Annotated in this window: 17 protein-coding genes and 4 pseudogenes; 12 read left to right on the top strand and 9 right to left on the bottom strand. The window is 55.1% G+C overall.

What is annotated here, in order from left to right:
* The first annotated feature begins 150 nt into the window (after positions 1–150).
* Positions 151–2,448, top strand: coding sequence for an AAA family ATPase (locus C5B91_RS21980; protein WP_147298778.1), 2,298 nt, complete (start codon positions 151–153; stop codon positions 2,446–2,448).
* Between the two features lie 107 nt (positions 2,449–2,555).
* Here the strand turns inward: C5B91_RS21980 and C5B91_RS18515 are convergent, their stop codons facing one another.
* The 3 genes from C5B91_RS18515 to C5B91_RS18505 form a co-directional block, all read right to left on the bottom strand.
* On the bottom strand, positions 2,556–3,755 hold the full coding sequence (locus C5B91_RS18515; protein WP_115819793.1) for a site-specific integrase: 1,200 nt from the start codon (positions 3,753–3,755) through the stop codon (positions 2,556–2,558).
* Positions 3,756–4,494: 739 nt separating this feature from the next.
* The gene (locus tag C5B91_RS18510) at positions 4,495–6,276 is read right to left on the bottom strand and encodes a hypothetical protein (RefSeq protein ID WP_115819490.1); all 1,782 of its coding nucleotides are present in this window, start codon (positions 6,274–6,276) and stop codon (positions 4,495–4,497) included.
* Positions 6,277–6,281: 5 nt separating this feature from the next.
* Positions 6,282–7,514: an AAA family ATPase gene (locus C5B91_RS18505; RefSeq protein WP_115819489.1), complete on the bottom strand. Its 1,233-nt coding sequence runs from the start codon at positions 7,512–7,514 to the stop codon at positions 6,282–6,284.
* Positions 7,515–8,242: 728 nt separating this feature from the next.
* Between C5B91_RS18505 and C5B91_RS18500 the strand changes: the two are divergent.
* From C5B91_RS18500 to C5B91_RS18490, 3 genes and pseudogenes are all read left to right on the top strand, one after another.
* Positions 8,243–8,311, top strand: a pseudogene (locus C5B91_RS18500) (IS6 family transposase); the annotation flags it as partial.
* A gap of 465 nt (positions 8,312–8,776) precedes the next feature.
* The gene (locus tag C5B91_RS18495) at positions 8,777–9,601 is read left to right on the top strand and encodes a sugar phosphate isomerase/epimerase (protein ID WP_158544177.1); all 825 of its coding nucleotides are present in this window, start codon (positions 8,777–8,779) and stop codon (positions 9,599–9,601) included.
* 52 nt (positions 9,602–9,653) lie between these two features.
* Positions 9,654–10,802, top strand: a complete 1,149-nt coding sequence (locus tag C5B91_RS18490; RefSeq protein WP_115819487.1) for an ABC transporter ATP-binding protein — start codon at positions 9,654–9,656, stop codon at positions 10,800–10,802.
* A gap of 748 nt (positions 10,803–11,550) precedes the next feature.
* Here the strand turns inward: C5B91_RS18490 and C5B91_RS18485 are convergent.
* The gene (locus tag C5B91_RS18485) at positions 11,551–12,708 is read right to left on the bottom strand and encodes a substrate-binding domain-containing protein (RefSeq protein ID WP_233547715.1); all 1,158 of its coding nucleotides are present in this window, start codon (positions 12,706–12,708) and stop codon (positions 11,551–11,553) included.
* Positions 12,709–12,801: 93 nt separating this feature from the next.
* Here C5B91_RS18485 and C5B91_RS18480 point away from each other — a divergent pair, with 93 nt between their 5' ends.
* The 6 genes from C5B91_RS18480 to C5B91_RS18455 all read left to right on the top strand — a co-directional run bounded on the left by C5B91_RS18480 (position 12,802) and on the right by C5B91_RS18455 (position 18,629).
* Positions 12,802–13,947 carry a substrate-binding domain-containing protein gene (locus C5B91_RS18480; RefSeq protein ID WP_158544176.1) on the top strand — a complete coding sequence of 382 codons (1,146 nt, stop codon included), beginning with the start codon at positions 12,802–12,804 and terminating at the stop codon, positions 13,945–13,947.
* Positions 13,944–14,948, top strand: a complete 1,005-nt coding sequence (locus C5B91_RS18475; protein WP_233514210.1) for an ABC transporter permease — start codon at positions 13,944–13,946, stop codon at positions 14,946–14,948. The genes C5B91_RS18480 and C5B91_RS18475 overlap by 4 nt, the downstream gene beginning before the upstream one ends.
* On the top strand, positions 14,945–15,700 hold the full coding sequence (locus C5B91_RS18470; RefSeq protein ID WP_115819484.1) for an ATP-binding cassette domain-containing protein: 756 nt from the start codon (positions 14,945–14,947) through the stop codon (positions 15,698–15,700). Before C5B91_RS18475 ends, C5B91_RS18470 begins: the two co-directional genes overlap by 4 nt.
* A 210-nt stretch (positions 15,701–15,910) precedes the next feature.
* Positions 15,911–17,281, top strand: a complete 1,371-nt coding sequence (locus C5B91_RS18465; protein WP_115819483.1) for a beta-agarase — start codon at positions 15,911–15,913, stop codon at positions 17,279–17,281.
* On the top strand, positions 17,274–17,561 hold the full coding sequence (locus C5B91_RS18460; protein WP_115819482.1) for a helix-turn-helix transcriptional regulator: 288 nt from the start codon (positions 17,274–17,276) through the stop codon (positions 17,559–17,561). Before C5B91_RS18465 ends, C5B91_RS18460 begins: the two co-directional genes overlap by 8 nt.
* A complete protein-coding gene (locus tag C5B91_RS18455) occupies positions 17,562–18,629 on the top strand; it encodes a zinc-binding dehydrogenase (RefSeq protein ID WP_233514209.1) in 1,068 nt (355 codons plus the stop codon). It abuts the gene before it with no gap.
* Positions 18,630–18,653: 24 nt separating this feature from the next.
* Here the strand turns inward: C5B91_RS18455 and C5B91_RS18450 are convergent, their stop codons facing one another.
* The 5 genes and pseudogenes from C5B91_RS18450 to C5B91_RS18430 all read right to left on the bottom strand — a co-directional run bounded on the left by C5B91_RS18450 (position 18,654) and on the right by C5B91_RS18430 (position 22,440).
* Positions 18,654–19,517, bottom strand: coding sequence for an IclR family transcriptional regulator (locus C5B91_RS18450; RefSeq protein WP_233547713.1), 864 nt, complete (start codon positions 19,515–19,517; stop codon positions 18,654–18,656).
* A gap of 128 nt (positions 19,518–19,645) precedes the next feature.
* Positions 19,646–20,466 (bottom strand): annotated as a pseudogene (locus C5B91_RS18445) (IS5 family transposase).
* A 160-nt stretch (positions 20,467–20,626) separates the two neighbouring features.
* Positions 20,627–21,264: pseudogene (locus C5B91_RS18440) on the bottom strand (IS6 family transposase).
* Between the two features lie 62 nt (positions 21,265–21,326).
* Positions 21,327–21,419 (bottom strand): annotated as a pseudogene (locus C5B91_RS18435) (IS6 family transposase); the annotation flags it as partial.
* Between the two features lie 121 nt (positions 21,420–21,540).
* Positions 21,541–22,440 (bottom strand): hypothetical protein, encoded by a 900-nt coding sequence (locus C5B91_RS18430; protein WP_233547711.1) that lies wholly within the window; start codon positions 22,438–22,440, stop codon positions 21,541–21,543.
* Positions 22,441–23,031: 591 nt separating this feature from the next.
* Here C5B91_RS18430 and C5B91_RS18425 point away from each other — a divergent pair.
* Positions 23,032–24,246, top strand: coding sequence for a hypothetical protein (locus C5B91_RS18425; protein ID WP_147298777.1), 1,215 nt, complete (start codon positions 23,032–23,034; stop codon positions 24,244–24,246).
* A gap of 139 nt (positions 24,247–24,385) precedes the next feature.
* Entirely contained in the window at positions 24,386–25,456 is a 1,071-nt protein-coding gene (locus C5B91_RS18420) for a Gfo/Idh/MocA family protein (protein WP_115819478.1), read from the top strand.
* Positions 25,457–25,569 lie beyond the last annotated feature (113 nt).

Here is a 25,569-nt window from a genome sequence, read left to right as displayed (position 1 = left end):
TAATTGTGGCTGTAGGCCGCTGAGTTAGTGTTCTTAGAGTGGAATACACAACAAATCGTCGCCAATCTAACTCGTAACGAGCCTATCCTCCGAAACTGTGAAGTACTGTGACCAGAGTTTGTTTATACCAATTGTTAGTATAATATCGTAGTGCAATCACTTCCATTCGTTGGCCGCCACGAGGAGTTCGCGCTCCTCAAAGAAAGTCCAACTCGTGATACGGCTCTGTATCCGGTCATTGGTCCAAGCGGTATAGGTAAATCTACACTCTTAGAACAGTTTGAGGTGTGGTGCGAGGACGAAGAGATTCCTATTCTAAAATACCGCGTCCGAGAGCCAGAGTCGCTTGAACAGTTTGGGGCGAGGCTCGCACAAACATGGCAAGAAACTCACCCAGCGGTGTTTGACGCATCGATTCGAGAGCGAATTTCGATTCGACCTCTTCTCTCGAAGGCTGGAGAGATCCTCTCGAATGCTCCTGGTGATGTGACGACAAAGACTGCAGGTGCTGCGCTCCAAGCGCTCAGCCAGCCCAGCCAAACTACTGAGACGGACGGTGTCTCCGACATCTCCAGTGATATTCTTTCGCTCATCGAGCAAACTTGTGAGCACTATACTGCAGACTACTGTGTATTAATCGTAGACCAGTTTGACCGAGCACATGTTGATGAGGACGTGTATCAGGACATTGCACGGACACTCCGTTCAGTAGCGGCTGCGCTTGGCGACACCGGATGTGTCTGTGTTGGTGCCCAAGAAAGATTCTACGATCGCACACACGACTTTATTACTGAGATTGAACTCGAAGAGTTCGATGTGGAGACTGTTCGCTCATATCTGTCTGCGTCTGGCCTCTCGTCAGAATATGCACCCGATGTCCATGACGTTTCTGCCGGTAATCCATACTTCACAACTCGAATCCTCCAGATTGCATTACAGTGCGGCGATCTCCAAACAGCGCTTGCGGACCACCCAGATATCCAAGAAGAGCGCTACGAATTGCTTGAATCCCGCCTTCTTGAGAGCTTGGATCAATCATACCGCTCGCTACTAAAACAATCATGTGCACTTCCAGAGCTGCGACCAGATATTGTCGCTGAGATTCTTGACCGCCCCCGTGAGGAAGTCGAACAATCATTCCGTGAACTCCGGCAACAAACAATTCTAAAGCGGTTAGGCTACGACCAAGGTATCCCTGTCTATCATCTTCATCAGTTGCAGCAAGAGTATCTCAAAGAACGTCGCTCCGATGACGAGCTACTCATTCAGCACCGAAAAGCTGCGGCCTATCATTTGAACGAACTCGTCGATAATCACATTACGAGCTTCGATGAATTTGTCACAGATGGAGGTCGGAGAAGGCTACAAAAATTTGCAGCCTCGGGTATACTCTTTCACTATCATATTAGTCGCCCACTGGGTCATGATATTTCGTTTGAAGATAGGATTGATACTGTTCTTGCCGAACTTGATGATATCTCTACCGACTATGCAAAGATGGTTCTCAAACAATACTATACCAAATTTGCATTGGTCGGGACCGAAGTTCCGGATTTAGCAACCTCTCAAGCGGTTGATTCAGATGAGATTCTGTCTGTCCTAATGGGACCACCATCGGATCCTGAAATTGTCGGGACACAAGAACTCCTCTCAGAGCTAAACACAGACGAACGTGTGACGTCAACGGAAGCTGAACTCCTCGCTTTTTATCATGATACTGTAACTCGTGTGACGTTCGCAGACAATACTGGCGACTCTGTTGAAGCCCCGGAGCTTCTTTCAGAGCGTCTCACGGCACTCGAAGAGACAGAGACCGATATTGACAATCCACTCGGGAACGTTGGTCGGCTCTTGCTGATATATTTCGCTGAGTTCTACGCTGACCGTGAAGGAGATACCGAGTTAGAATACGACTTCTGGAGTGAGCTCGAAGAATGTTACGACCTTTCACGTGATGACTGGGAGACAGTGAAGTCCTCTGTGTTCAAACTCGTTGACACGGTGAGTGATGCGGAGCGTCTCTTTGACCTTCTCAAACAGATGGGTTCAACATCGCAGTCTGATTCCCAAGTCGAACTCCAAGATCCGAGTGCAATCAGTCGGTTTGGCCTCCAGGGAGGACTTTCGAAGGCGATTTTTAATCCCTTCGTGGGCTTTCATGAGGTTCTCGCAGATCTCTCGACTGGTAAGCCAATTGTAGACCTTCGCACTGAATGGCACTCCCAAATTAGGGTATTCGAACAGGGAGGTCATCATTGTCTTGGAGCTCTGTACCGCGACCTTGACACAGTTGTTCTTGAACCGCTTGTTGATGTCGGCCAGGCGAATCCGGCGTTGGCACTCCTCGGTGACTTTGAGAACGAACTACAGATTCGTGATTTCGACCCTTCAGCGACGTTGATTCGAGTACTTACTGCGTACCGGGACGCAATTCGCAAACACGAGTGACCGCTTATCTTGTCGCTCACCTTGGGATTTGACACGAGGTTCACGATTAGGAGTGGTGTGATTGATTCAAAGGCATACCTCAAGTCTCCCTGAAACAAACCTGCGTTTTATCCATCGAACGCCGTTTCCAGTTTCTCGTACATCCTTCTTCGCCGTGCCTTCCGCTCTTGCTCCCTCGACAGGTAGTTACGGAGTACGACTTCCGTAGACGAACTTCCCTGGTCTTCAGCAACACCCTCGAGTCCCTCCAGAACCTCTCCCACTGCTTCCTGATACGCCGAGTACCAGAATCGCCGCCCCATCTTCGGTGTTGGCGTATCCCCATTAACAACCACATCAGCAGTGTCAGCAAGCTGCTTGAACCGACGACGTATCGTACTCACGGATACGTGGCCCGTCGACGACGACCGAGAGGGAAACAGATACCCATTCCACGTTTCACGCTCAGAGAGCGCATCAATCCGGTCAGCGACGATGTCGACACCATACAGCAGTGTCACCTCACCAGGCCCGTTCTTGCGCTCCCCATCACCGAACGACAGATGCGCGTCTTCAGTATCCAATACCACCTGGTCTACGTGCAATGCGGCAACCTCGGAGGGACGTAACCCCCACCCAGCAAGCGCAACAACGAGCAACTCCGCTTCGGGCGAATCAACCTCGCTGTAGATTCGACGCACCTGCGACGCCGACAACGCCTGTGGGTCCAGGTCACTGGCTTCCCACCCGAACTCTTCACCGGCCTCTGAAAGTGGGTTGTACTTCGCGTACTTCCGACGTTTCACGAACGCGTACCACGCTCTAGCAACGTGGAGATACTCGAGCTTCGACCGATCCGTCGATAGCTCCTCGTCGAACACGTCGAGGACGGCAAGACAGCGTTCTATCTCTCGCGGTTGCTGGTCTAACTCAGATAGTGGTTCAAGTAATGCATCTGTCCCGTGCAGTTCTCGATAGGTCCGAACCCACTTGGCCAACCGCGTCCGGTGGGTCTCGACGGTACTCTTTGCTCGTCCACCACGTGTTTCTATCGACGTGAGGTACGCTTCGAGCGCGTTCACAGTCGCGTCGTGGTCAACGTTCCACTCCCACTCCTCTGCCTCGTCGTCTTCGAGACCAACGACGTCGACGAAGAACTGCTTGGGTGTCAAATCGTGGTGCTCGCGCAACGCGTACGCGATACCACTGTATCCGTGTTCGGTGAGCCACTCGTAGGTCGGTACGTCGCGATCTTCGTCGAACTCGTCACGATATCGCTTCGGTGCGATGTCTTGCCAGTAGACGTCGACGAGTTCGTCGAGATCCATACGCGACCAGTTGTAGCGACGACTGCGCGTCTTTGGGGCCGTGGATTCGTCCTCGGCTTGCTGGCTGATCGACTGCTTTGTCATGCCGATTTACTGTCTAAAAGACCGTTTGCCGCATTTCGGGACGATTCTGAGCCGGTGAATTTCATTGGTCTCTGCTGTTTTTCACAGCAAAATAATACTTTGGCTTGTGCGGGAGTGGTCTAACCAATATGCAGTATCCGCAGACCAAGAGAAAACACTCGAAGTCACTTCTCTCATTCTCGAGTAACGAACTCACAGATACACCATATTCATGTGGTGCTCTCGTTGAAAGTCTGCTGAACACTCGAAATGTTCCCTCCCTGTGAGATGTCCGTTGGAATTTTTTGGAAAGTTGATTAGTTGACATAATCTGTTCTTGACAGGAACTGCGTCCAACAGACAGAGGGCGAGTTTAGCAAGCTGCCACTCGTTTGTTCACACGTGAGAGAGTGGATAGGGAGAGGCGAAGCGCCTGTAGAGACACTGTTTCGCGAACTATGCTTCCTGTGGGTCCCAAGTGAACCGAGTGCTGCTCCGAGAGCCATTCCGAGGCCGACGCGGACACTCTTCTTAACTCCCCTCTTTTTGATTCTGACTCAGACACAGCGTGGAACTGGATCCCGGCTGGGCCATAAAGTTACTGTATAGCTCTATCGTTCGTCGGGATCAGTCCTCCGTACCCTACTCGCGCGCTCTATTCAGCACTGCTTCCGCATCACCACTTGAGCTGGATGAACTGTGGCTCTGAGAACTCTTTGATTTCGCCTTTTACGACTCTGACGTTAGTATACTTAATGGCCTCTCCCTCCCAGTCGTCGTCCGCTCCCTCCAGTACCTCACCACTTATTGATTCAACGAATGTCGGGATAGTGAAATTGTAGTCGCTGCCAATTACCATTTCATCTTTGATATGGTTCAGAAGGTCGTGGCGATTCGACTTCGAGAGATTGTCGAAACGGGCGACTTCATCGGATTCTTGAATGACGGACTTTCGAATCTTACTGGCAAACAGGCTTTTTTGCGCCTCATCCATGTTCAACTGATCATAGTTCTCCAAGCTATCGAGATCCACGAAGGATATCTCCGCATGAGCAATAGGAGGATCAATTTCATCTCGGAGATCTTCTATCGGACGGACAATGTGGAAGTGAGATTCTAGATACGCCCGCACCGCCTCACGGAAGCTCGGAATGCTGAACTCTTCTCCCGGACGTACCAAACTGATTTTCCCATCTCTCAGTTCTAAGTCGCGGGAGAGAGAGTCTCCAAATGGAGCGACGAAAGCCATCTCTGTTGTATCTAGAAGAAATGCGTAGCTGAGCATCCGAGTACGAACAGCTTTCCTCTGGGATGGGTCAAGGTGTTCTGAAAAGTACTTGCTGTCAAGCACTGCAACTACGTTTCCTGTTTCTTTGAGAACGTGGTCAGGTCTGTACGTCGCAACCGTGTCATCGTTGTATACCTGCAAAGTGGGTTCTTCTTCGACCGATACGTCGCCCTCAACATTACTCAGCTCCAACTTGTTCAACCGTTCAGCCTCCTGCTCGAGCGTTAGCTGAGTGAATGTCTCGAAGACCTGGTCCATGTCGAGGATGAAGTCGATAGTGAGGTTTTCTGTACCGGATTCGAGAGACTGACCTGTGGTAGATGAGATGATGGTCTTCGATGTCTTCACAGCGTCCTCGTAGTACCTCCTCTGTCTCGGAAGATCCGTTATTTGTGTCTGCTTCATCCGCGTCAAATCGATCTCGCTTGTGGAGACACCCAAGTCCTCCAAGTTACGGACCTCTTCTCTTAGCGAACTGAATATCTGGAAGTACTGTTCGTGGCTGTGGTCGCTCGAGGCATCTTGAAAGAGCCTGAGAAGTTGCTTCCCAGCCGTGTATATTAGACTGTTTGACGGTGTACCGTAGTCGATATCCTTCTCAACGAATCTATGCTTCTGGATTCCCCGAGCTTTGTTCAACAGGCTTTCCTCGACATCGATTCTTCCACGCCCTGTGACTGCGTCATACTCCCGGTTCTCGAAACACCGAATAAAGCCGTTTCTGTGGATCGGCCGTAGGCTGTTGAGGTAATTGATTGCGATTACAACGAATATGTCATCAATCTCAATGTCCTCAGATAGGAAGTCGTCGATCGGAATACCGTGATACTGGAGAGAGCGGTTTCGTCGTTGAATAGCGAGAAACATCTCGAGGATGTCTTCCCAACCTATCTTCGGGTTAATCTGTAGTTTGGAAGTCGGAGTCAGGTTCACTACTCCAATGATATCCTCTACAGAGATTGTGAGAGAGTCGCCTTCGATGGTCGCTGTTACTACTTTTCTACTGTCTTTGCCGTCCCTCGTTGTCCGAGTTTTCTCAAACTCATTGGCTGCAATCTTATCGAATGCTGCCCGCTGAAGCTGCTTACCTATCTCTGGCGGACAGTCCTCGATCGTCTTCTTGTTCTGCTCCCGGATCACGACCCGGTTCGGGAGGGCCCTACTGCTCATCTCCTCTACGTCCCCATCCTCTGCTCTTCGGATGCCAATTCTGACTGCACCAATTCAGTAGCTCTAGACAGATCGAAATCGAACTCGTCATCCAGTTTTTCATAGTGTTCGACAAGTTTGTTGACCTGTGAGTAGGTCGCAGAATTCAACAGCCGTGGAACAATATACGTCCGGAAAGCCTCACCGACCGCAAGCTGAGGGTCTTCCTCGTAGACTCCTCCGGCTTTCGTGGTTTGACCGATGAACTTCGCAACGTCCTCGTAATGCATCGGGCCGAACTGCTGAATCCCGTCTTTACCATCGTCCGTGTTGACTCCATTTAATCGGGTGTAATCCTCCTCAAACAGTTCCTGCAGTTCTCCGGATTTCACCGCGGTTGAGTCGTAGAGATATTGGGCAGTCCAAGTCGAAAAGAGTTCTCGTCTATCGTCCTCCTTGTACTCGGACACCTCTATCATCGCGAACCGGCGAGTGATCGCATTGTCGAGTTCGTTGACGGTCCGGTCGGACATATTCATCGTGCAGATGATATTGACTTCAGGGTCTAACTCGATTGTCCGACCGTCGTCAGTGGTGAAGATTGTCTGGTGCTTATTTTCAATCGCGGTGTAGAGCGGTCCGAAGATTTTTGAGATATCTGCCCGAGTAAGTTCGTCGATGATAACCGAGTAGGGCGCATCGAAGTCACGGGATCTAAGTACTGCTTCAGAGACGCAGCCCGGTTCTTTTCTATAGCTGATTGTGTCTTCGTTGTAGTTCGGTTCGACCCGGCCTATGATATCTTGTTTAGTCCATGAAGGCGATGCTGTCTCCAACGTGTATCCGACGCTGGTTTCGAGGGCCAATTGTTTGGCGAACGTGGTTTTCCCTGTACCGGTTGGTCCGTACAACACGACTGGCTTTCCAGCTTCTAAAGCTCCGAGAGCCGACTTCTTTACAGCTTCAGGCACAAGGCTCTCGAGTTTGGTTGTGTCGTCCCCTCGTGTGGCTACTTTCTGTTTCAGCGAGTTTGGGGCCTTATCTGATTCGAGGACTGCCCTGCGTACTTCGCCTAGTCCATTTTCTTGATTATGAACTACATCGATCTTGTGATCTTCGATAAGGAATTTGAGAACATCAATATTTTCTGCGAGTTCAATAGCGTCGACGGCCATGTCGGCATTCGATTTTAGAGGTTGATCCAGTAGGCCCTCGACACGTTCTTTCGAATAAGTGTCTTCTCTCTGTCTAGTTCCCATTTGGTGCATACGATGGACTACTGCATTATATACCTTCGTTCGTTGAAATTCAAGTACAGTGACATTTGATATGGCTACCTGTTAGGATTTGTTGAAATCTACTTGAGAAACATAATGATACAGCAACCGAGTTCATGAGTGTGAAGCGGCAGTGTGTTGTATCGCTCACACTCAGAAAAGAATCTGATTAGCCAGCTCACCCGTCCACCTCCAACAGCGAGCCAGATAGCCAATATGGGACCTGATTTCAGCACAGCCTCAACAAGCTACCAGTAACTGGGAACTTCAATAGAGTCACTTGTCTGGTAAGATCAACGGTCATAGATGGTATTGCAGGTGATACCGATGTCGAGGAGTTCGTTGTCGTTGAGGCTTAGGACTACTTGTAACGAGCCCTCTCGTCCCTTCGTCTGAAGCTATCTCTTCAACGCTCGAACCCTGGGAGTCAGCCTCCGAATTCGCGCCCGCTCACCGGGGAGTAACCCTCTCGCTCTATACTGGTGTGATTCTGAATATGGAATTTTCATTATTCACTGACTATACCATAGTGAAGCAACACTTTGGCTGATGCGGGAGTGGTTCATACACAACCGCGATTAGTAAAGTGTGGCTGTTGAGGGGTATAATTGATATATAGTTTATACCGCTATACTAAATTTCCACAAACTCGGCACTGTCTAGTTAAGCCAGTTTGAGGTACGAGCAGGTCGTTGAGTGAATTGGTTAGAATGCTCGCAGACCTGCTCAGCGAGTGCTTTGCGGTGGATTTAGAAGAAATTTGGGAGCGTGAGCGGACGGCGAACGCCCGTTGAGGAGGTTACTAACTAGACAGTGCCGACCGAAGAGTCGTGGCTCGAAGCCGCCGTAGTCTGGTGGACTCGAGGTCGACATTAACACGGTCCTGAACTTCGACCCGCGATGCAGGGTGACCTACTGACCGTCCTGTTAGCCGAATAATCGGTTTCAGATACGCTCGAGTCTCGGTGGGGGCGCCACGACTTCTGACCACGACATCCGCGAGGCGGGAGTGTTGGACACGACGGCGTCCACAGCGAGCGTCGCTGACGACCTCGCGATCCAGCGGGTGCTCGACGCAATCGAACGGAGCGACGTACGCGGCGATTGATAATACTCTCTGCTGCGCGCTGGCTGTCACTCGGTAGCATGATACAGAGATCAGTAGTTGGGTATATATCTGTTTTGGTGCAACACGTTTTGTTGCCGAATTTTTAAATAGGATGAGCAGTCATGTAGAATCTGCCATGGTTAGCATAGGCATCAATACCTGGCTCTACGCCAGTTTCCCGGTTTGGACGCCGAGCTACACGCTCGAAGACACGATCGATCACATCGACGCCGCTGGATTCGACTCCATCGAGTTCGGAGCGGCATCACCCCACGCCTGGCCGCAGTACATGGACGAGGAGCGGCAGGCGTCGATCCAGGAGTGCCTCGACGCGAGCGACTTGACGGTGTCGAGCATCTGCCCGGCACTGGGTGGCGGCCCCGGGCCGAACCCGGCCAGCTCGCTCGAAGTCGAACGCGAGGCGGCGCGTGAACACTACCTCGGCTGCCTCGATGTGGCAGAGGCATTCGACAGCGATATCGTGATCTGGGTCGGCGGTTGGCGGCTCCAGGGACAGCGCTACGAGGACGCCTGGGCGAACCAGCGTGCCGTTTTGAACGACATCCTGGAGGCCGCAGAACGGATGGACAAGACGGTCGCCATTGAGGCGAACGCTGCGGACGTCAACCTCATTGAGACGACGCAGGACCAGTTGCGCCTGCTCGACGAGGTGGACTCTCCGAACGCCGGGGCGATGATGGACACGGCACACGCCGCCCACCGTGGTGAGTCACCAGCCATCTACGTGGAGGAGCTAGCAGACGACCTCGTCCACCTGCACCTTGCCGACACCGACCGCCTCCCGCCGGGTGAGGGGAGCCTCTCGTTCCAGGCGATGTTCGAGAAGCTGGATGACATCGGCTACGACGGCCACTACACGGCCGAGATCTTTGGTGGTCACCTCAACCCCGACGAGGCGGCGCTCACCACCAGACAGAACCTCACGGCGATGCTGGAGTGACGATGGCGTTCGTCACCACCAGACAGAACCTCACGGCGATGCTGGAGTGACGATGGCGTTCGTCACTGTCGACGGCATCTTGAAGGTGTACGACGACGATGGATCGGATATTGTTGCGGTTTCCGACATGGACATCGAGATCCACGACGGTGAGTTTCTCGTCCTCGTGGGGCCGTCGGGCTGTGGGAAGTCGACGACTCTCCGGTGTATCGCCGGGCTCGAATCGGTGACAGACGGCGACATCTACATCGGCGGTGAGCGAGTCACAGACCAGGGCGCGAGCGAGCGCAACATCGCGATGGTGTTCCAGAACTACGCGCTGTACCCCCACATGACTGCCCGCGGGAACATGTCGTTCGGTCTGAGGATGTCGACGGCCTACGCCGACGCGGAGATTGAAGACCGGGTGACGACGACGGCCTCACTCATGGGCATCGAAGACCTCCTCGACAAGCGGCCCGGAGAGCTCTCCGGTGGGCAGCAACAACGTGTTGCCCTGGGACGAGCCATCGTCCGTGACCCCGCCCTCTTCCTGATGGACGAGCCACTCTCGAACCTCGACGCCAAGCTCCGGACAGAGATGCGGACCGAACTCCAGAGCCTCCAGGAGGAACTGGGGACCACGACCGTCTACGTCACACACGACCAGACGGAAGCGATGACGATGGCCGACCGTATCGCCGTCCTGAACGACGGAGAACTCCAGCAGATCGGAAGCCCTCTCGAGTGTTACTACCAGCCGGCCAATCAGTTCGTCGCGAGCTTCATCGGCTCGCCTTCGATGAACTTCCTCGAGGGGGCGATCACCGAGAACACGTTCGAACACGACGCGTTCAGCCTACCGATTCCCGCGACGCTGCGCGATACAGTCGTGGGGATGGAACGGGTCGTCCTCGGTGTTCGACCGGAAGACGTCGTGATCGAAGCTGAACCGAACGACGAGACGGAAACCCTGGCGGCGACTGTCGACGTCGTCGAACCGATGGGTGATCTCTCGTACGTCTACCTCTCCGTCGGCGACACCGACGTGACTGCCACGGTCGAGGGGAAGCGGGTGTTCACCACCGGACAGACAGTCGCGATGCGGTTCCCGCCGGATCACCTACACCTGTTTGATCCGGCGACCGGCGACGCGTTCCGAACGCAGCAGATGCCGGACGACCAGATGACGCCGAGGAGTGGAGAGGACGTCGTCGGCTGACAGGGCGCTCCCACGCCACTCCGGGAACAACACACGGACTGGTCGGTGTCACAGAACGGCGCCCGAGACGGTTTTTGCGGAGGGGTTACGGATGTATCGCATCGACTGTCGTTACTATCCACTGTTTTTGCAGGCGTTTTCTCGGTGCGAAAGCACAGAGCGGTGCCACCGGACCGAAGATCGCACTCAACACCGACGAAACCGAAGTACACGCCCTCACGTGACGAGTCGAACGAGTCCAATAAATCGCTGCGTTCTCCAGTGGGAAACCCAGGTCGGACGGTAACTGATACCATACAACCACACGAACAACGGTGATATTCTGCCGAAACGTGTCTCACCACAGATCCGAGCGGATCCCCAAAAGATGAATCGCGTTCTCCCAGTGGAAACAGCTCACACACGACCCAGTCATCCGCTGAAAAAACACCCTGAGCGTTGCTGAGGGGCACAGAATCGGGATAGCGAGTAGCCCGTTGGAACGAATTGATTACCAGTAATGCTGTAATCATCTGCAACACGCCGCTGTCGCCACTCCTACCGGTGGACCGCCGTGTCGAATCACGACTCGTGTATCGTTCAGCTCGTGTAGATGGGTGTATTACAGACGTACGTGTGTAACGAGTGTATTACAGACGTACGTGTGTAACGAATGCATTACAGACTTAGATGTGTAATTTCACGTTACAGAATCGGGTACTGAACCGCGGTGGAGAGGGGAGAACGCACGCCGGGAGCGACCGACAACTCACTCGTAGTGTGACCTGATCTCTTCCGGTGCCTCTTCCTGAAAGTACGTCGGGTAGAGATCGAGCAGATTGCCGTGATGGATCGGGAGCACACCGGAGGCGATGAACGGTGGAGTGCTGTTCGCGAGGAGCGAATTCCCGATCATGTTGGCTTCGATGTGTCCCTGTTGGTACGGGAATTGCGCGCCTGTGGCCTTGATGGGGCCGTTTCGCGCGATGTTCGTCGCCGTCTCAATGCTCAGGCCCGTAGTCGTGATGGCGATGTCGTCCATGCCCAGGTCGAGGGCGGCTGCCGCGGCCTGCGTCCCCGGTGGGTCACCCCAGCTGACGAACAGCCCCTCGATGTCGGGGTTGGCAACGAGCAGTTCCTGGGTGCGCTGATAGACGTCGTCGGGATCTGTGAACCCGGTCTCGGCGATGAGTTCGATACTATTGGCAGCTTCCAGAATGTCGCGCGCCCCTTGTTCACGCTCGGACGTCACGTAGAACGGCGCGTTGAACTTGACGATGCCGACCTGTCCCGACGAGAGCGTATCGCGGAGGATCCGCCCGGCGAAGATACCGAGCCCTCTGTTGTCCGAGGAGACGGTCCCCGCGTAGTCTCGCGGATGCTCGAACCCCTGCGGGACGTTGTCGATGAAGACGATGTCCGTTCCGGATTCGGCGACGGTGCGGTACGCGTCGGCCGTCGCAACCTGATCGATGGGGATCGAGACGAGCGCGTCGATGTCCCGTTCGGCGAGTGACTCGAGGATCTCGGCCTGTTTACTCGTGTCGAACTCCGGGTTGTAGATGCCCTCGATCTCAATACCGAGCTCCCCGAACCGTTCTTCCAGACCCATCCGCTGGAGTCTGACGTAGTCGGTCTTGAGGTAGTGGAAGACGATAGCGGCCGTGTACTCACCGGCACGGATCGCTTCAACGTCTGCGGGTGTGAGTTCGACGCTTTCAGCGGGTTGTGGGGCCGTGCCATTCGGGCCCTTTCCGATTGGATTCCCCGACAGAATTGTTCTCATTGTGCTCTCATTTCTGTGTGTACTAATAGATTTTGTGGAGGGTGGCGTGTTCGACGTTCGAAGGGTGACGTTCGGACAGAAGACGCCGTTTTCGATGGATGTTCGTGCTAGAACCGAGAGATATACATCTACTCGCGTCACGCTCTGACACAGTCGACAATTATAAGTAACTGTACAAAACAGTACTCGTTGTGAAAGCTTAACATGAGAGATAATCACAGTCGTCGTCGGTTCATGAGAGCTCTCGGTGCAACTGGTCTCGGCGTCGGCCTCGCAGGCTGTGTAGGCAGCGGGGGCGGGAGCAACGGAGGCGACAACTCCGGTGACAGCAGCGGAAGCGACAGTTCGGGCGAGGTACTGTTCGACCTTGACGCGATCGAACCGGACGAACTCGTTGGAGAGGGACCGTTCGGTAGTAACGCTAGCCCCCCCAGTTCGGTCGAACTCACCGACGAAGAAGTCAAAGAGATTCAGGAGGGAGACTACTCCGTCGAAATCGTCTTCCAGTTCAAGCAAGACACGTGGGTCCGACTGCAAGAGAAAGCTATCAGACAACGGTGTAACGAGTTAGGAATCGAAATAACAGGCGTCCAGTATCCAGACTTCGATCCTGAACAACAGAGCAATATGCTCCAAACGATTGCCCAGAAACCCGACGTCGATGGAGTCTTCTCGATTCCCGTCGATACTGCGGCGACAACAGGAGCGTATCGCGCCGTCGCCGATGCCGGCAAAGAACTGGTTTTCATGGACAACGTCCCTGATGGATTCGAGCATCCAGAAGATTATACGGGGGTGGTAGCTGCTGATAACCGAGCGATGGGATTGATTGGCGGTCGGATGTTGGAATCGCTCGTCGACGGCGGTAAGATCATCGTGCTCGAATTCGACGTGCCCTTCTACGTCGTCGACGAACGGGAAGCCGGAATGAAGAGCGTCCTCGAGTCGAACGACGACTATCAGCTCGAAACGTTCGGGTTCACCGATCCCGGAAACGTGACGTCGCTCGCACAGAACGCGCTCACTGCGAACCCCGACGCAGTCGGACTCTGGGCGCCGTGGGTGGACCCCCCCGGTGCACAGGCGGTCCAGGCCCTCGAAGAACAAGGGATGGACATACCCGTCGTGTCCTGCGACCTGGGTCGACGTGGTGCTGTACTGATGGCGGAGCGTTCCCCGTTGAAGGGCGTTGGCTCACAGCAACCGTTCGCGCAAGGTCTCGCAGAGGTGGATCTGATGGCGAAAGGGCTCCTCGGTAAAGAGACGCCACCCTACGTCGCGCTCCCGTCACCGGCTGTTGCACGCCAGAACTTGTTAGAGATGTATGAAAATATCATCCGCGAAGAACCTCCGGAAGAAGTCACTAAACACTTCCAGTGACGATTGACGAGAGAACCACACACATGGCAATAAAAGAGAAATCCACTTTCGGACGGATCATCGAGAACACCGTCAGTAGAGTAGGGGAACTCGGGCTCTTAGCCGCGGCGATCGTCGTTCTGGGTGCCTTCTTCACCGTTGTAAGCCCGGTGTTCCTCTCCGTTGGAAACTTCGTTAATATCATCCGAGCGACTTCGATCGTCATCGTCCTGGCGCTGGGAATGACGTACGTCATCGTGAGCGCGGAGATAGACGTATCCATCGGCGGCATCATGGCCTTTAGTGGCGTTCTTGCGGGCTTGACTATCAACGAGTTCGGTGCGATCGCTGGCGTCCTCGTTGCGCTCGCCGTCGGTCTTACGTTCGGGATACTGAACGGCCTCATCACCGTCCGGTTCGGTATTCCGTCGTTCATCGTCACTATTGGCATGCTCGGAGTAACCCGCGGAGGAGCGTTCATCGCATCCGCTCAGTCCACGGTGATCGTGCGAAACGAGAATATAACGTCGGTGTTCGGTGGGAGCCTCGCTGGGCTGCCGAATCTGGTCATCTGGGCACTCGGGCTTTCGGTCGTCGCAGCGGTGATTCTCTGGAAGACAAAGTTCGGGAGACACGTGTATGCGACCGGTGATTCGGAACAAGCAGCGAGATATTCCGGTATCAACACGAACAAAGTAAAAGTTCTAACGCTCGCGTTGGCAGGACTCTGTGCGGGTATCGCCGGCCTCCTGTTCATCGGTCGGCTTGGTGTCGCTCGGCCAGGGATGGGAGGAGGCATCGAACTGGCAGTGATCGCGGCTGTGATTATTGGTGGTACATCGTTGTTCGGTGGTCGAGGGACAGTCCTCGGGACGATTCTGGGGGCGCTGCTGATTAGTGTAATCGATAACGGCCTCGTACTCTTGGGCTATGGTTCGAGTTGGCAACAACTCATTCGAGGCATCGTGATCATCGTTGCGGTTGTGATTCGGGCCAAGGATCAAGAGGGTGGTTGGCTATGAGTGAGATAATTCGAGTCGAAAACCTGTCGAAACAGTTCGGACAAGTTCAGGCACTCGAGGACGTCTCGTTCAGCATCAGAGAGAACGAGGTCTTTGCTCTCCTTGGAGACAACGGTGCCGGTAAATCGACGCTGATCAAAATATTGAGCGGCGTTCTCCAGAGAACGAGTGGTGAGATATACATCAACGGTGAACAGGTCGACCTCAAAGACTACAACGATGCCGAGGAGATGGGAATCGAAACTGTCTATCAGGACCTCGCTATTGCCCCCAACCGAACGGTTGCCGAGAATATCTACCTGGGGAACGAAATCTTACTTGAGGGGCCCCTCGGCCGCTTGCTAAACTTTGTGGACGACGATCGGATGGATGCCGAGTCACGTGAACTGCTCTCCCGACTAGAATTAGATCTGAATCCGCGGAGCGAAGTTAAGAACTTCTCCGGTGGAGAACAGCAAAGCGTCGCAATCGCGCGAGCGCTCCAATCGGATCCAGAGATCGTAATAATGGACGAGCCAACGAGCGCACTCTCTATCGAAGCAACGAGGCGGATACTCGAGCTCATCAAACGGCTTAGAGACCAAGGAGTGACGATCATCCTCATCAGCCACAACCTTGAAAACATCTTCGAGGTTGCCGACCGTGCCGCAGTACTTGCGTCAGGGCGCCTGATAGGCGTGGAAGACCTGGAAGGAGTAACTGACGACGAGTTAGTTGGGATGATGATGGGAAGAGGACGAAGCAGCTCGTAGCCAGCCCATCGTTGATCGCCCATCCACGGGCTGAAGACCGCGTTCACCTCGACGACTAACTCGGTCACCTGACGAGGTGTCGGACAGAAGGCGAACCAGTCGAGATGGTTCCAGTTAGTGTGTCTCGACATCTTGAACGAACAATAATACAAATATTTTATGATTCCCCAACACCAAAGGATTTATATAGTTACAATTAAACACTATTGTATGGTGTTAGGTAACAATAGGGACACCAGCGAGGTACCGGAAGATGTCGTAACAGTTGAACAGACCGACGGAACGTGGTGGTTCGTCGGTCCCGATGGTGACAAGTTTGTTACGTTGGGTGTCAATCATATCGAGCCACACCTTTGGCTCGGATCGTACAACAAAGCGGAAACCCTCAAACGCCACGGAGAGGACTTCACGACGATGTACGACACGTTCAACCCGTACGGCGATGCCGCCAAAGACTGGATCGAGACCATCGTCGAGAAGGTGACCGCACTCGGCTTCAATTCGTTCGGACGACACGTGCAAGCGGGAGTTCCTCACCAGTACTACGCCGACGATATCTACTACGTTGCGCCGATGAATACGGCGCCCATCGCGTCGTGGAAACAGGTACAGGAGAACGCGTTCAAACTGTTCGGTCCGTTCCCGGACCCGTTCTCCGACGAGTTCGAACGTGACGTCGCGCATCGAGTTGAACAGGTCTGTCTGAAGCATCGCGCGGAAGAGAACCTGTTGGGTTACTTCTACGCCGACCTACCGTGGTGGCAACTCCGCCCGGACGAGCAGCGCGATTACGACGAGCACACGTTTATTTTCCCGTGGGCGACGGCAATCATTCAGATGGACGCCGACGCTGCCGGCAAGCAGCGCTGGATCGAAATTCTACAGGACACTTACCACAGCGCAAGTGAGGTCGTAGACGTCTATAATATCGACGCAGACTCGTGGGACGACCTAGCCGAAACGAAAGATTGGTTCGATCCTAACGACGACGAGTCGGTCTACGAGGACCTGCTAAAGCTGATGGAAGGTGCTGCCGACCGCTGGTACGGACTTCACGAGGAGTACATCCGCCAGTACGACGACAAGCACCTCATTCTGGGTGATAAACAGAACTTCATCCCAGAGTGGCTCTTCCCGTTCCTCGAAGAGTACGTCGATGTCACACTCATCCAGAAATACGAACCTTTCGAGGCCCACCACGAGAAGGTCAAGCGAATCTATGAGAAGACAGGGAACCCGATTGTCAACGGCGACGGGTCGTTCAGCGTCGTCAGAGACGAACAATCCATGACAGGGTCGAAAGGCTATCACTTCGACACAGATGAAGAAGTCGGTGAGGCGTACCAACAGTACGTTCGAAAGAGCCTCGAACAGCCGTACATGCTCGGCTGGCACCATTGTGGTGTTATCGAACAGTGGGACGATTCCGAGCGAGGCGACATCGAAACGAGCGAAACCGGTTTTCTGGACCCGTACGAAACCGAATACGACGTAATCACCGATCACATCGAAGAAGCGAATCGAATGGCAGCGCAGTGGCACGGAGACACCGCTGCAGACGGAGGTGTCGTGGATGAGTAATCCCACAACCGCGCAAAGTGATATCGGTGAATCCCTCGGCCACACGCTAAAAGACCCCGCTCAGTCGGGGATTCTGTCGGTCCTAATCCGTGAAGCAGGGTACGAACTCAACCCGTCGCGTATCTGCAAACAGGCTGGACTCGACCTCGAAACGTTTTACGAAAATATCGACGAATTAGAAGAATCCGGTTTGGTGCAGTACACTTACATCGTGGGTAATGGACCAGTGTACGAAGTCGATCGGAGCAACCTCTCGTCAGCGATCGAAGCACTTGCGTAAATGAATCAAGCAAACCACAACTACAACATAAACATGAAAGGAGTATCACTTCCCGGCGACAGAGAAGCGTACGTACAGGAATGGGATCGCGGATCCCTCGGAACCGACGAGGTTCGTGTCGACATCGGAGCGGCGGCACTGTGCCGAAGCGACATGAGTCTCTACAACGGAAACCCACTCGTCGGCAGCAAGCCGGCTGGTGAGGTCATCCCCGGCCACGAACCGGCCGGGACGATCGTCGAAGTCGGATCCAACGTCGACCACCTCTCCGAGGGCGATCGCGTCGCGATCAACTGCTTCGCGGGCTGCGAGCACTGTGAGTACTGTCAACGTGGAGAACCGAACCTCTGCCCCGACGTCGAAATCCTCGGATTCGACCGGCACGGGGGTGACGCGGAGGAGCTCGTCACCCCCGCGTCAACCTGTCACCTGATGCCCGACGAGATGAGCATGGGAGTCGGTGCCATTGCGACGGACGCGCTTGGGAACCTCTACAGTACCCTCAACGAGTGTAACGTCAACGGGACCGACACCGTCGGCATCATCGGTCTCGGTCCGATGGGGCTTGCTGGTGTTCTCAACGCCGATGCGATGGGCGCAGACGTCGTCGTGTACGAACTCGTCGACCACCGCCGCGAGAAGGGGCTCAACCTCGGTGCCGAATACGCTATCGACCCGAGCGAAGAGGACGCACAGGAGCGCACCGACGAGATCACCGACGGTCGCGGCCTCGACCTCGTCGTCGACTGCTCGGGCGCTCAGCCCGGGATCGAGATGGGCTTCGATCTCGTCAAGAAGAACGGGACATTCGCCCAGATCGGCGAGACCGATGAGGTGACGCTGAACCCCAGTGAGGACCTCATCCACAAGAAGGTCAACTACATAGGGTCGTGGTACTTCCGGACGTGGGAGTGGCCGGAGATCGCTGATTTCATCGTCAACAAGATCGGAAACGACCGCGCCGCCCAGATCATCTCTCACGAGTATCCCCTCGAAGAGGAGAGCGTCCAGGAGGCGTTCAGGAAGTTCGACAACCGGGAGACTCAGAAGGTCATCTTCACCCCGTAGGTCGGTCGGGGAGCGGACAGAACACTAGTAGAAATCTCGCGGGATATGAGAGCCCTCAGCAAGTGGGTCTCTCGACTCCAGCGAGAACTTCACCTCGATGAAGTTCTTCGTCTGGAGGACGAGCGACGGCAGTTCCTCTCTGAAGTGATCGTCCGACAGCAACGATACCGGTCCCGACAGACCGACCGCACCAACGACGGCGTCTCCCTCTGGAACGATCGAGGCTCCGATGCTGCGAATCCCGGGGACAGTCTCCTCGTCCTCGAAGGCGATCCCCTCGTTCCGGATGGTTTCGAGTTCGTCGGCCAGCGCGTCCCGGTCCGTGATCGTGTTCTCCGTCTTCGATGCGAGCGGCTGTGAGAGGAGCGCGGACCGCTGTTCGTCAGGCAACTCCGCCAGCATCGCCTTACCTGCCGCTGAACTGTGCAGTGAGATCTGTTTTCCGACACTCAGGTTCGGCGCGACCGCGTCCTCACCGTGTGCAGTGTGGATACAGTACGCGTGGTCCTGTCCCAGTGCCGTGAGATACGCGAAGTAGTTGCTCTTCTCCGCGAGCTTGTCCACCTCGACAGCACCGATCTGATACAGCTGACTGTTGCTCTTGACGTACTCGCCCATCAACAGAAAGCGATAGCTCAGTCGATACTCGTTGCCGTGTTTGGCGACGAACCCGGATTTGACCAGCGTCGAGAGCTGTTTGTACGCGCCGCTTTTAGACATCCCCAGATACTCGGCGAGCTCCGTGACTCCCGCACCGTCGAGTGCCTTCAGGGCGTTGATCACACCGACTGCCCGCTCGACCGCTTCGACCGTATCGAGGGGCTGTCGGTTGTCATTCATGGATGAGGAACAATGATACGGGAGACCACTTAGGTATTCGGGAGTCAAAATAGACCCGATCCCGGCTGAACCACTGTGGCGACTCCGGGATGCTGGCGCAGGTGGCCGTAGAATTTCCACTGTCCTACGTTAGAAATAACTACACGCTCTGTAGCTTCGGTATACGACGCTGGATTTCACGGATATCTCACGCTCCGGCGGAGGTTGTAGACGGTAGCTTTGAGCAGCATTTCAAAGAACTCTAGCCACCAGCTTCGCGCACGCACGGCAGCGCCAAACGTGCGCTTGATTGACGAGAAGACAGTTTCAGACATGGATCGCTGGTGGTACCGGTCACTGTCCATGCGGGCGTTGTGGGCGTGATCGAGTGGGTTCATGATGCTGTGTTTGATTAGCGGTCGAACACCATTTTCACGGAGTTTGCTGCGGAAGACTTTCGCGTCGTATCCGCGATCAGCTGCAAGGCTCCGCAGGTCGCCCGCCGGAACGTGGGAGACCTGCGGGCCGACCTTCGCATCATGCGTCTTCGAGGTTGTCGAGTGGATGTCGGTGATGTACAGCGTTTCGACATCCACGAGCGCGGTGACTTTCAGCGCTCGAACGCGGTAGTTAGTGCGGTTGGCGTAGTGGCGGCTGAGTTGGTCAGCGTCGAAGCCGGTGGAGTCGGTGGCGGCGTGGCCAGTACGTTCCTTGACCGACGCGTCGAGGAACGCACGCCACGTCTTGGTTGGAATCCGTGCGAACCACGTGCGGAGAACGGTATAGTGCGGGAGACGCGTGAGGCCAATCTCTTCGAGGACGCCAGGCATCTTGCTGAGCAAATCCACCGCGACTCGGTAGGATTTGCCCAGCTCGATACAAAGTGCATGCAGCGTGAGCATCGCCCACTCAGCGAACTGCGACCCCCTTCGGGGTCGGCGGGTTCGTCAGGGTTTGTAACAACAGATTTAGACTTAGCGACCGTAACACGAGTGAAGAGACGGATTTCAGATGTCACACCGATCTTTCTCTTCGCTTTCTAGGGCAATAACGCAGTCGTGGTGTCTCAGTCTAGCGAAACTACAGAGCCGAATTTTTCATTTTGTAGTCTTATCCTCTTCAGTGCCAGTTTTTCAGCAGCAACTCGTCAACCAACAAGTGTCCATTTATGGCACTGTCTAGTTAGTGACCTCCTCAACCGGCGTTCGTCCATCGAGCGCTTGATGCGGTCGTTGGAAGTTATAGTATTGCGCGAATTGTATGAACCACTTGCGGACGTTCCCATGACTGCCCCCCACGAATTATGGAAGCGGACGACTCACATTTTGAGAGTATGAAACTACTTTTCGATGAGGTTTCGCTCGACGTAGTCAAGCCAACCACTTAATCCTAATCGAGAGAGGGCAATCTGATATCCGTAGCCATCAACGAGAAACACAGCATCTGAAAGATCGTGTTTCTCCGAGAGTCGATGGAGAAACGCAGCAGCCGGATCAGTACCATATCGTCCAAACAATTCGACGTCAAGAACCAGCTTTGTCTCGATGTCTATTGCAACGTATAACCAAGACCACTCGCCATTGATTTTGACAGCGGTCTCGTCGACCGCAACCCGATTCAGCTCCGCCTCAGGCGGGTTGTGTCCGCTGTCAGCCAGCCGAGGGACCTATTGCCAAACGGCTTTATGAGAGCGTTCTACGTCGAATAATCGAAGAATTTCTTTTGTCTCTCTGAGTGAACACCCGGTCGCGTGGAGCCGGACGGCGTACGCCCTGACGGGCGTCCTCAGAACGTGAAGCGTTCTGATGGGCTGCACGAGAGCTTTGCTCTCGTGAACGTTCGAAAGACGCAAGACGTCTTTCGAGCCCACAAACTCGCAACGCGAGTTTGAGACGTCGCCGTCCGCTCGCGCTGCCAACATTCAAGCGTAGCAGTGTCTAAACTCTCTTTGAGCAGGTCTGAGAGTAGCATAGGAAACTAGCTCTTCGACCTGTTCATCCCTTAACTAGACGGTGCCCGTGGGTGAGTGTGTTGAAATAGATGAAACAATTACGTTGTTCACCGACAACAGACGGGAACACCGAAGCCGACGTTACTCGACGTAGCCGAGGTTCTTCAAGCGTTCCGTTACGATGTCTGACGAGACCGTTGCGTCGGTCGTGACCGACTCGCCCGAGACGATTTCTCTTCGGTCTCCGTTGTCGTAGACGAGCCACGGTACCGTGACGAGTTCCTCGGTGTATATCCCCGGCGGGTGGCCCCACTCGCGGATCGGAATCGGTGCGGCGCGGTCGCCGATCATGTTCCCGTGGTCCGACGTGACAACAGTCCGACCAAGGAGTGCCATCATCAGTTCTTCGACGGCGGGAAGTGCGGCGCGGAGGTTCTCGCGGTATGCCTCCCAGACTGTGTGTCGTGAGACGCTTCGTTTCTGCCCCATCAGTTCGCCCCAGATATCCGCCTTTGAGTGGTCCCTGTCGTACGGTGATCGCGCGTTGAGTTCTGGCGCGTTGATAAACGGGTAGTGCGGTTGCATATAGTGGACGATGAGTCGCTTCTCTGGGAATTTCTCGCTGGCTTCGATTGCCAGTTCGGTCATCGTCTCCGGGAGGACGGTTCCGGTCGTCTGGTCCCAGCCTGCCTCAATCCAGACGTCAACAATGTCGTGAAATGTCGCACCCAGTTTGTCTCGAAGGACGTAGAGCTGTGGACTCGCACTGATGTACACCGTGTCGTCAACCGTTCGGTTCGTGAAGTTCCCCCAGAGAAACTCGCGTGTATGCGACCCCCGTGAAAGCCGTTTTTCCAAGTGGCCCGGAAGTCGGTTGTTCTGTTCGAAGAGGTCGTACCGACAGGCGTCGAGAATAATCAAATTATCCCAGTCTTCGGCCAGCACGTCCACCCCGTCGCGGTGATAACTCCGGTGATTGAGACGGTTGTAGTAGAGCCGATTTACTTCTCGCCCGAGAACTGCCGGGTTCGTTCGGGCCATACTTAGCCCTTTTCGAATCTGCGATAGCGAGTACATCTGGCGCGAGATTGGAATAGAACGGTCATTGTAACTTTTCTGTTAACTGTGAAGTATAATTTTTATAACACTAATTTCGCTACTCGGTCACAGTAGAACCTCCCAAATCGGGAAGTTTAGTCTCTATAATTATATCCTTGTGGTACCAACCTCGGACGAGTCACGATACTAATGGATAGACGGGCGTATCTCGGGGTCGTCGGCGTCGCTGTTGCGTCCGTAGCTGGGTGTATAACCAGGCAAGAACCAACGACACCGACGCCTCTCCCAGCGCCGTCACCGGTGCCCGAGATAGCGGAGTTCGAGCGAGTCAACGTCGTTGACGATCTCGGATGTGATCCCACGGGCGAAAAGCCGTGCATCTCGAAGTTGCAACAGGGACTCAGAGATGGTGTCGCTCTCGAATTTCCGAGTGGAACCTACAAGTTCGAAACCCGGTTCGGGATCTCCGATTTCGAGCGCATCGCCCTCGTCGGAGTCGGCGACGCCTCACTCGTTCCGCCGGATGGGTACAACGGCTATCTCGTCGACGTGGGGGAGGTTAACCAGTTCGTAATGCGAGGACTCGACGTCGACATCACCGCCCGGGACACCACCGCGGGACTCAGGGTTATCTGTCGAAACGCCTTCGAGGTCGATGACGTTGAGTTCCTCGGTCGGGGAGCACACCCAGACAGAGATGTCGCCCACGCGCTGATAGCCGGACTCAGTGAACCCACCGGACGTGGACTCATCCGGCGTTTCAAAGCGGTTCAAGGCTCCGCAATTGGGCACTACAAGAATGGCGACGGGAGAGGCGGTATCGCAATCGGGCCGTGGAGCCTCGGCTCGATACGCATCCAAGACTGCCACCTCGAAGAGTTCGGCAACAACGGCATCTACGCCAGTCGGACGCCGGGGGACGTCGAGGTCGTCGGTGGCCAGTACCGCAACAACAACGTGGCCAGTATCCGCATCTCTGGAAGCGGAAGTTTCGTCGACGGTGCGACTATCGAAGTCGATTTAAACAGTTACACCGGCCCGCTCACGCAACTCGACTCGCAGTTCAACACCCGCGGTATCGCTATCGAACAGGGACCGACGGAGAAACCGCCCGGTGTCGAGGTGCGTAACTGCACGATTCGAATCGAAGAGACGCCCCGTTCGAAAGGCGGTATCTACATCTTCCCTACCGGTCGGTCGGTCACGATTCGAGACACGTCGATTCAGGTGAACGCCGATAACGTCCCGGCGGTCAACCGGAGCGTACTCGAACCGCAAGGCCGGTTCGAACCCGCAGAAGCCCCACACTGGGTTGAACTTGATACCGTTGAAATCAGCGGTCGGGCGAGCGGCGCGGCAGGCGTGATACTGTACGACTCGCCCGGGTCCGTCATCCGAAACTGCAGTATCGACCAGACCGGTGCAAACCGCGACGGGGTCTACCTGACGAACTCCGTGTCGACCACTATCGATGGGGGGTCGGTTGCGACGACGCGGTATCCGTACGTCGTCGAGGTGTCCGGTCAGACGGGTTCGAACACGTGTCTCCTCCAGTTCGAATCCCTCCCCGATGTCCGACAGCCACGTGACGGCGGCGGTGCCTTCCAATCGGGCGCGTCTGTCGTCATCGAAGACAGTCGGTACCGAGTGGACAGAAACGGCGTCATCAGCTCGGACGAGTGTGTTGAAATCGGTGATTTCTCACCACCTGTCGACGGCGACAACACACTCGCGATCACCGACACCCGTGGCGGCCGTCTCGAATGGCTCCGATTTGTCACGCAGTAACGGCCCGACGTCCGGAGAAGACACGTACGTTGTCCCTATCCATCCCTGTGACGTCGTGGTTCCGCGGCGGCGTTAGCAAGCCACGTTCGGCAGTCATCCACCATATAACAATGCACCCGTCAGTCATATCGCCTCACGTATGACAATCAAGGCAGCGGTCGTCGGTGCAGGTGTTGTCTCCGAAACACATCTCTCTGCACTCGAACGAAACCCGCGGACCGACCTCGCCGCAATCTGCGATATCGACGCCAGACGGGCTACCGACGTGGCGACCAAATATGGCATCGAAGCGTACACCGACATCGACGAACTGCTCGACGCCGAGGAGCTCGACTGGGTCCACATCTGTACGTCGGTGCAGACCCACGTCTCGCTAGCCAAGAAAGTACTCGACCACGGGATCCCCGTGATGATCGAAAAGCCCATCACGACGACGCTAGCGGAATTCGTCGAGCTACAGGAGTACGCCGCCGAGCGCGACGTTCGGTTCTCTGAGGTCCACCAGCACGCGTACGACCCTGCGATGCGCGCCGTCACCGACCGGATGAGACGCAGTGATCTCGGTCGGGTCAGAAGCGTCGAAGTCATCTTCACAGGACTGACCCCTCCGGACCTCGAACAGCGCGGTTCGTGGACGATGGAACTTGAGGGAGGTGAGTTCGAAGAGGGCCTTCCGCATCCGCTCTACCTCGCGTTGAACGCGGGAGGGTATCCCGAGAGCGAAGACGCAATCTCCGTGATAACCTGCCTCGCCGGCGAGTACGACCGCGATTTTACCTACGACAACGCCGCCATCCAATATCGGACGACCGCCGGCTCCCTCGTCAGCGTGAAGATGATTTCCGGGGCGATTCCACAGCGACTCGTCGTCGTCCACGGTGAAGAGATGTCGTTGATGGCCGACCTCGTCTCACAGACGGTGATGAAAGTCGGACGCGACCCGACGAGTACGTCCCTCTCGAAGGTCCGCTACAACGTTGAACGGTCCGCAGACCTCATCGGCGGCGTTGTCGAAAACGCGAGCACGGTGTTGAAGACGAAGTACGACGACGGGTGGAAGAACCTCAAACAGACGAACCCACACTACTATCAGATCGACCTCGAATCGGAGGCAATCGCCACGGGAGGACCGATGCCGGTCCCCATCGAGGAGTCGAAGTGGACGATGGTCCTCCTCGAAGCGGTCCGCGAGGCGGCCCGACAATACTGAGGGACCGCCGGGCCGTGCTCTTTTTGCTCGCTTTCCAGTTGCGTTTCCCTGTCTCGCCGACGTGCCCCGCTTTCGGAGAGCATCGGGGTCAACGCCGTCGAGCGGCCGAAAGA

It is taken from the genome of Haloferax sp. Atlit-10N (genome assembly GCF_003586325.1).
Lineage (GTDB): Archaea > Halobacteriota > Halobacteria > Halobacteriales > Haloferacaceae > Haloferax > Haloferax prahovense.
Note: the sequence above shows the minus strand (reverse complement) of the source record. Positions and strands in the feature narration are given on the sequence as shown.

Excerpts from the sequence above, each read along its gene's own strand:
- C5B91_RS18460 (WP_115819482.1), top strand. The coding sequence starts at position 17,274 with ATGAGTAATCCCACAACCGCGCAAAGTGATATCGGTGAATCCCTCGGC.
- C5B91_RS18495 (WP_158544177.1), top strand. The coding sequence starts at position 8,777 with ATGGTTAGCATAGGCATCAATACCTGGCTCTACGCCAGTTTCCCGGTT.
- C5B91_RS18480 (WP_158544176.1), top strand. The coding sequence starts at position 12,802 with ATGAGAGCTCTCGGTGCAACTGGTCTCGGCGTCGGCCTCGCAGGCTGT.
- C5B91_RS18465 (WP_115819483.1), top strand. The coding sequence starts at position 15,911 with ATGGTGTTAGGTAACAATAGGGACACCAGCGAGGTACCGGAAGATGTC.
- C5B91_RS18470 (WP_115819484.1), top strand. The coding sequence starts at position 14,945 with ATGAGTGAGATAATTCGAGTCGAAAACCTGTCGAAACAGTTCGGACAA.
- C5B91_RS18430 (WP_233547711.1), bottom strand. The coding sequence starts at position 22,440 with ATGGCCCGAACGAACCCGGCAGTTCTCGGGCGAGAAGTAAATCGGCTC.
- C5B91_RS18420 (WP_115819478.1), top strand. The coding sequence starts at position 24,386 with ATGACAATCAAGGCAGCGGTCGTCGGTGCAGGTGTTGTCTCCGAAACA.
- C5B91_RS18505 (WP_115819489.1), bottom strand. The coding sequence starts at position 7,514 with ATGGGAACTAGACAGAGAGAAGACACTTATTCGAAAGAACGTGTCGAG.
- C5B91_RS18490 (WP_115819487.1), top strand. The coding sequence starts at position 9,654 with ATGGCGTTCGTCACTGTCGACGGCATCTTGAAGGTGTACGACGACGAT.
- C5B91_RS18510 (WP_115819490.1), bottom strand. The coding sequence starts at position 6,276 with ATGAGCAGTAGGGCCCTCCCGAACCGGGTCGTGATCCGGGAGCAGAAC.
- C5B91_RS18455 (WP_233514209.1), top strand. The coding sequence starts at position 17,562 with ATGAATCAAGCAAACCACAACTACAACATAAACATGAAAGGAGTATCA.
- C5B91_RS18515 (WP_115819793.1), bottom strand. The coding sequence starts at position 3,755 with ATGGATCTCGACGAACTCGTCGACGTCTACTGGCAAGACATCGCACCG.
- C5B91_RS18425 (WP_147298777.1), top strand. The coding sequence starts at position 23,032 with ATGCGAGGACTCGACGTCGACATCACCGCCCGGGACACCACCGCGGGA.